At 64.2% G+C, this 6,281-nt stretch carries 6 protein-coding genes and 1 pseudogene; all 7 read right to left on the bottom strand.

What is annotated here, in order from left to right; translation table 11 throughout:
• Positions 1-327 (bottom strand): annotated as a pseudogene (locus tag P1U75_RS07350) (transposase); the annotation flags it as partial.
• Positions 328-630: 303 nt separating this feature from the next.
• Positions 631-1,770, bottom strand: coding sequence for a 3-hydroxyacyl-CoA dehydrogenase family protein (locus P1U75_RS07345; RefSeq protein ID WP_300241567.1), 1,140 nt, complete (start codon positions 1,768-1,770; stop codon positions 631-633).
• A 2-nt stretch (positions 1,771-1,772) separates the two neighbouring features.
• Positions 1,773-2,690, bottom strand: coding sequence for a helix-turn-helix transcriptional regulator (locus tag P1U75_RS07340; RefSeq protein WP_300241565.1), 918 nt, complete (start codon positions 2,688-2,690; stop codon positions 1,773-1,775).
• Positions 2,691-2,783: 93 nt separating this feature from the next.
• The gene (locus P1U75_RS07335; RefSeq protein WP_300241562.1) at positions 2,784-3,245 is read right to left on the bottom strand and encodes a thioesterase family protein; all 462 of its coding nucleotides are present in this window, start codon (positions 3,243-3,245) and stop codon (positions 2,784-2,786) included.
• Positions 3,246-4,442 (bottom strand): benzoyl-CoA 2,3-epoxidase subunit BoxA, encoded by a 1,197-nt coding sequence (gene boxA, locus P1U75_RS07330; RefSeq protein ID WP_300241559.1) that lies wholly within the window; start codon positions 4,440-4,442, stop codon positions 3,246-3,248.
• Positions 4,439-4,615 (bottom strand): hypothetical protein, encoded by a 177-nt coding sequence (locus P1U75_RS07325; RefSeq protein ID WP_300241557.1) that lies wholly within the window; start codon positions 4,613-4,615, stop codon positions 4,439-4,441. Before P1U75_RS07325 ends, boxA begins: the two co-directional genes overlap by 4 nt.
• Positions 4,616-4,777: 162 nt before the next feature.
• Positions 4,778-6,229 (bottom strand): benzoyl-CoA 2,3-epoxidase subunit BoxB, encoded by a 1,452-nt coding sequence (gene boxB / locus P1U75_RS07320; protein ID WP_300241554.1) that lies wholly within the window; start codon positions 6,227-6,229, stop codon positions 4,778-4,780.
• Between the last annotated feature and the right edge of the window lie 52 nt (positions 6,230-6,281).

Below are 6,281 nucleotides of genomic sequence, written 5' to 3'. Positions count from 1 at the left end.
GGGTGCTGAAATCTGCTACGGCCCAGTTCAGGCCGGCAAGCCGCAGGAGGCGTTCCACGCAACCCGTGGTCTGCCGGAGTGGCATCCCGAACAGGATTTTCATCCCCTCTCGCGACAGTGTTGCACACTGCCCTGCCGGGCCGCGGTCAAACAGGTCTGGATCGCCGCGTCACTGAATTGCTGCTGTCGACCACGCTTGCCGCTCGGCGGCGGCACCCGGATCATCCCGGGATCAAACCAGATCGAAAGCGATCCGCGTTGCTTCACTGCGGTGTTGTACGAAGCCCAGTTCGCGGTCTTGTACTTCGTTGGCGCCCAGCTGTTCATGCCCTCCAGCTATCACGCTGGATTCACGAGTTGAATCCCCTCAACCGATTTGCGCAACAAAGCCCTGCGGGTACCTCGAATATCGAGATGTGTTCCGCAAGCGGCACTGGACGGTTTGGAGATTCACCCTGACTGGGACTAACAGCACCAATGGAGAAATGCGGATGTCCAGCAGAAATAATCGCAGCAACTAGCAACCTAATCACCGCTCAGCCCTCCGGCTGGCGCTGCCGCACCCGTGGTGCGTTTGATACATAAGGCCGGAAATACTCCCGCCGGAGGCTCCCGGACCTCGACGCAGTCTCATCGCTTGAGGGGACGCCACTCCGCCAGCAGCCGCCCGGTGCGGGCGCAGTCCAGGATCGGTTCCGGCGGTGTCCAGACCACCGGGTCCTCCACGGCCAGCGGCGTCAGCGCCTGAGCGACCCGGTCCACGCCGAGGGCGTCGGCATGGGCGATCACGCCGCCCAGCCGCGCCGGAAACCCCAGCCCCTCGCGGCTGACGGTGTCGATATCCCGCGCTGTCTCTGCGGTGCCGTCCGCCAGCATCGTCGCGCCTTCGTGGATCAGCGCCAGCACCAGCTGTTCCTGCATCTCTTCCGCGCCGAAGCTACGCGGGCTGACCTCGGCAAACCAAGCCTCTTCGCGCACCAGATCCTCGACCAGAGGGTCGATCACCGCACCACCACCGCCGGGATAGCGATACCAGCCGACACCCGCCGATTTACCCAATCGCCCCTCCTCGACCATGCGGTCCTGGATCGGGACATAAAGGCGCTCAGGGTCACGATCCCGCGCCTGGGCCTTGCGGTCGGCATAGGCCGCGACGAGGCCGGTCAGATCCTGCGCCTCGTAGAGCCCCATGTCCCAGCCAAAGGCGACCATCGCCTCGTCCAGCTCATGCGGAATGGCCCCCCCCAGCAACATGGTGTCCGCCGTCTCGTACAACCGCCGCATCAGCCGGGTACCGATCGAGGCGCGGTCATGGCGGGCGATCACCGGCTGTCTGTGCATGGCGTGGGCAAGGGAAAAGGCGGCAGCGACCTGCGGCTCCGGGGTCTGCGGCCCCGGCGCGATCTCGATCAGGTTGCGCATGTGCGCCGGGGCATAGATCCGAAACCCGATAACCCGACCGGAAAGCGGCGACAGCGAAGTGGAGAACATCAGGCACTCCGCGGGGGCGTTTGCGGACAACTCGCGCAGGATGCCCTCGCGCAGATGCGGCTCCTCCTCCAGCGCCTCGACCACAACGCCCGTTCCCGCCGGATCGCCCGGCCCGTCCTGCACTGGCAGGTCCAGCCCGGATTGCGCCAGCATGTCGCGCATCCGTCGCGCTGTGTCCGGATCGGGTTCGGCCAGCGCCACCGCGTATCCTGCCCGCCGCAAGAGCTGCGCGGCAGTGACCCCGGCAGGCCCGGCGCCGACGATCAGGGCGCGCTCCATGCTCAGCCCAGGAACTTGCGTTCTTCGATCAGCGCCAGAAGCTGTGCCAGCGAGGCCTCGACCGTCTGTCCGGAGGTGTCGAGCTGCGCCCGCGCCCGGGAATAGAGCGTCTCGCGGCTGGTCAGGATCGAGCGAAGCTGTTCCATTGCCTCGGGATTGCCCGCCATCGGACGTTCGTCGCCCTGTGCCCGGACGCGGGACATGTGCTCGCCCGGCGTGGTCTTGAGCCAGACGGTGTGGAAATGGCCGAGCAACTGGTTGTAGGTCTCGGGCTCGGCGACAATGCCGCCCGCGACCGCAAGCACCATGCTGTCATGGGTGGCGATGATCCGGCTGATCGCCTGCGCCTCGAGCTTTCGGTATCCCTCCTGCCCGTAAAGCGCCATCACCTCTTCGACCGGCATGCCGGCCTGTTCCTCGATCTCGGCGTTGAGCTCGACAAAGGGGATGTTCAGCGCCTGCCCGGCCAGCGCACCCAGCGTCGATTTGCCGGCCCCCCGCAACCCGAGCAGGCAGATCCGATGCCCGCGCAGGGTCTCGGCCGGCTCCGGCTTCAGCCGGCGCAGGATCGCCTGTTGCAGATCGCGGCTGGAACTGCGGAACAGGTCGGCCACCCGCAGCGCGTCGGAGTTCCACGGGTCCTCCTCGCCAACCAGCCATTCGATCCGGTGATCGAGCGCCACGGCGACCCGCTGCAGCAGACCGATGGAGATATTGCCCTCGCCCGCCTCGAGCTGCGCCAGATAGCGCGGGGAAACCCCGGACATGTCCGACAACACCCGGCGCGGAATACCCTTGCGCTCCCGAGCGCGGCGCACCCGCTCGCCCACGCGCTGAATCAGCGCGGAGACCTCGGCATCGAGCCGGGTCGCCTTGGATTGCGGCGTCGCCTCACCGCGGAAGTTTGTGATTTCGGTCATGCCGCCGGCCGATGATGAAAAATATTGCACAAACCTAAAGCGGGTTTGGGCCGGATTCAAACCCTTTTGCCTGATTCAGTGCCGGTCTCTGCACTATCCTGCGGAAACAGGCTCTTGTTCGGAACGCAGAAGCGGCTCGACCATCTCACGGATATTCGCGGGCGCGGCGCGGGATTCGAAGGTCGCGGAGGTCGTGAAGACATTGACGAAGCGCCCACTGAAGCACAGCACGCCGTCCTGGTAGCCGTCCACACGGAACCCGATCGACTTGGTCCCGAGCTTGTTCGGCCAGACCTTGCATATCAACCGGTGACGTGGCGTGACCGGCGAGACGAAATCCAGGCTGAGATGGACAAAGGGCGTGCCGATCCCGAGGTCCAGCTCAAGGTGATACCAGCCGCCGCCCAAGTGATGCTCCCACCAGGCATCGATCGCATTCAGCGCAAAATCGGGCAGCCGCCCGGTATAGGCGATCCTGGCCGGGTCGCAATCGGCCCATGTCACGCGGATCTCATGCTCGAACGGGGGTTGGCCCCCTTCGCCTGTATCGCTCATTCAGTAGGTTTCCACGTGATAGCGGCCCTCGTCGCGCATGGTATCGCGCAGCGCGCCCCAGGGCTGGCCGATGCTTTCGGCAATATTGGTCAGCGCCTTTTCGACGCCCTCCTCCATGCCGCGCAGCCCGCAGATGTAGATATGGGTTTTCGGGTCGGCGATCATCTCGGCCACCGCCTGTTCTTCGATCCTCATCCGGTCCTGCACGTATTCCTTGTCGGCTCCGGGGATGCGCGAGAACACCAGGTGTTTCTTCAGCAACGCCTCGGGCACTTTGTTCAGCGGTCCGAAATAGGGCAGGCTGTCGGGTGTGCGGGCGCCGAAGAACATCACCATGCCGCCCGATTTCGCCCCCACCGTGCGCTGGCGGCGCATGGTAAAGGCGCGCATCGGCGCCGAGCCGGTCCCGGTGCAGATCATCAGCAGACGCGCCTGCGAATCCTCGGGCATCAGGAAGGTGGCCCCGAACGGGCCGGTGAGTTTCACCTTGTCGCCCTTCTTCAGATCGCAGACGTAGTTGGAGCAAAGGCCGCCCTCCTCGCGCTTCACCGTCAGCGAGAGGTTGTTGAAGTTCGGCCGTTCACCATCGCGCGGGCTGGAGACGGAATAGAGGCGCGGCAGATGCGGCTTGCCCGCGTCATCGGTGCCCGGCGGGATGATCCCCACGCTCTGGCCCTCCAGCACCGGGAACGGCAGGCCGCCCAGATCCAGGATGATGTGGCGCACGTCGCTGTCGGAGTCCCCGGAGGTCAGGCGGTAGTTGCCTTGCACCGTCGCCTCGGCCGGTTTGCCCAGGTTATACATATTGACCGTCGGTTTGGACGCCGAGGCGGGTGCTTTTGCCTTGCCGCCGGCACCGGCGTGGGCCTCGGCCAGCAGTGCGGCCATCGCCTCGTCCAGCGCCTCCATCCCGGTCTCGGCCTCGCCGCCGGGGGCCTGGATATCTTCTTGCGCGGGCAGTTCGGCCCATTCGAATTGCTCATCGACCGAATAGGGGGTGTTCACCACGCGCCATTCGTCGATCGAACCGGTGGGGCAGACCGGGATGCAATCCATGCAGAAGTTGCACTTCGACGCGTCGACCACGACGTTGTTGTCGTCATGCTCGATCGCCTCGAGCGGGCAGGTCATTTCGCAGGTGTAGCAGCGGATACAGATTTCAGGGTCGATCAGGTGCTGTTTCAGCGGCTTGTTCATTGGCTCTCGCGCTTCTTGCTCAGGATCACGTCCGGGATCATCAGGGCGTCGATCAGGGCCCCGCACAGGCCGATGCAATCGCTGCAGCCGACACAGGGGCCATGCAGATGCGACAGCTCCACCGACAGATCGTTCAGACGGGGCGTTTCGGCTTTGGTCCTGCTGATGTTCATGGCAGAGGCTCCGTTCAGGATACGATGTTTGCCCGGCAGGCGGGTGAGCAAAAGGGAGGGACCGCGCCGCCCCGAATCCCACTCTACCACGTCTGCCCCCGGACCATCAAAGCGGCTGCGGGCCGCCCGGCCCGGCAAGAACCGGACCGGACACCAAGGCGATCACGCCATGTGCAGCTTGACGTATTCGAAATCGCCCGGCTTGTTGTCGATGCCCACCTTGGGCGCGGCGATCCAGCTTGCGTATTTGCCCGGCTCGGTCACCGGCTTCATCAGCGACTGGATGAAATCGCCGTCGGCATGAGTCGGCAGCCACTCCTTCATGCCGGCGTCATACTCGGCACCGGACACCAGGTTGCCCTCGGGATCGAACAGCTTTTCGGCAAAGACGCCGATCTTGCGGTTGAACGATTCATGCGGCAGCTTCATCTCGAAGGCGACGCCGGTCTTTTCGATGATCTTGTTCCAGCGGGTCACACCGCCGGCGGCATCGCGGGTATAATCATCGCGCAGGCGCATGTTGATCGCGGTCAGGGCCGGAACCTCGTGCTGCACCAGCTTGCCGTCGACCAGATCCCAGACCTTGTAGGTATCCTCGGTCAGCTTGTGGTCGTCCTTGATCCGGTGCTCCATGTAGCGGCCCTTGATACCCGCGTTGAAGGCATTGGCGGCGTTGGTCGACACCTCCTGACCAAAGAGGTCCAGCGACAGCGTGTAATGCAGGTTCAGCTTTTTCTGGATCGTCGGCAGGTCGATCACGCCGAAACTGCGGATCTTGTCGATGTCATAGGGATCCTCGATGCCGTGCTCTTTCATCACCTCGCAGGTCTTCTGGATGGTGCGGCCGACCCCGGTTTCGCCCACGAACATGTGGTGCGCCTCTTCGGTCAGCATGAAGCGGCAGGTGCGGCTCAGCGGATCGAACCCCGATTGCGCCAGGCTTTCCAGCTGCATCTTGCCGTCGCGGTCGGTGAAATAGGTGAACATGAAGAACGACAGCCAGTCCGGCGTTTCCTCGTTGAAGGCGCCCAGCATGCGCGGGGCCTCTTCCGAACCCGAGGAGCGCAACAGCAGGTCATCCGCCTCTTCGCGCCCGTCGCGGCCGAAGTACTTGTGCAGCAGATAGACCATCGCCCAGAGGTGACGGCCCTCTTCCACGTTGACCTGGAACAGGTTGCGCATGTCGTAAAGCGACGGCGCGGTCAGCCCGAGGAAGCGCTGCTGTTCGACCGATGCCGGCTCGGTATCGCCCTGGATCACGATCAGGCGTTTCAGCAGGTTGCGGTATTCGCCCGGCACTTCCTGCCAGGCCGGCTCGCCGATATGCTCGCCACAGGGGATGGTGCGCCCCTCGACCTGCGGCGCAAGCAGAACGCCCCAGCGGTATTCCGGCATCTTCACATAGTCGAACTTCGCCCAGCCCTTGGGATCGACCGAGACCGCGGTGCGCAGATAGACCAGCGATTGCTGGAAATTCTGCGGGATCAGGTCCGACCACCAGTTGATGTAACCGGGGTGCCATTTCTCCAGCGCCTTGAGAACCCGCTTGTCCGAGCTGAGCCCGACATTGTTGGGGATTTGCGTGTCATAGCTGACATTGATCAGATCGAGCATGTTTAGTTCCTCCGATTGGGTCCGGAGCGGGGGGGGGGGGGGGGGGGGGGGG

The sequence above is a fragment of the Antarcticimicrobium sp. genome (assembly GCF_029212575.1).
Lineage (GTDB): Bacteria > Pseudomonadota > Alphaproteobacteria > Rhodobacterales > Rhodobacteraceae > Antarcticimicrobium.
The sequence above is the reverse complement of the archived record's forward strand: the minus strand, read 5'-3'. Positions and strand labels throughout refer to the sequence as shown.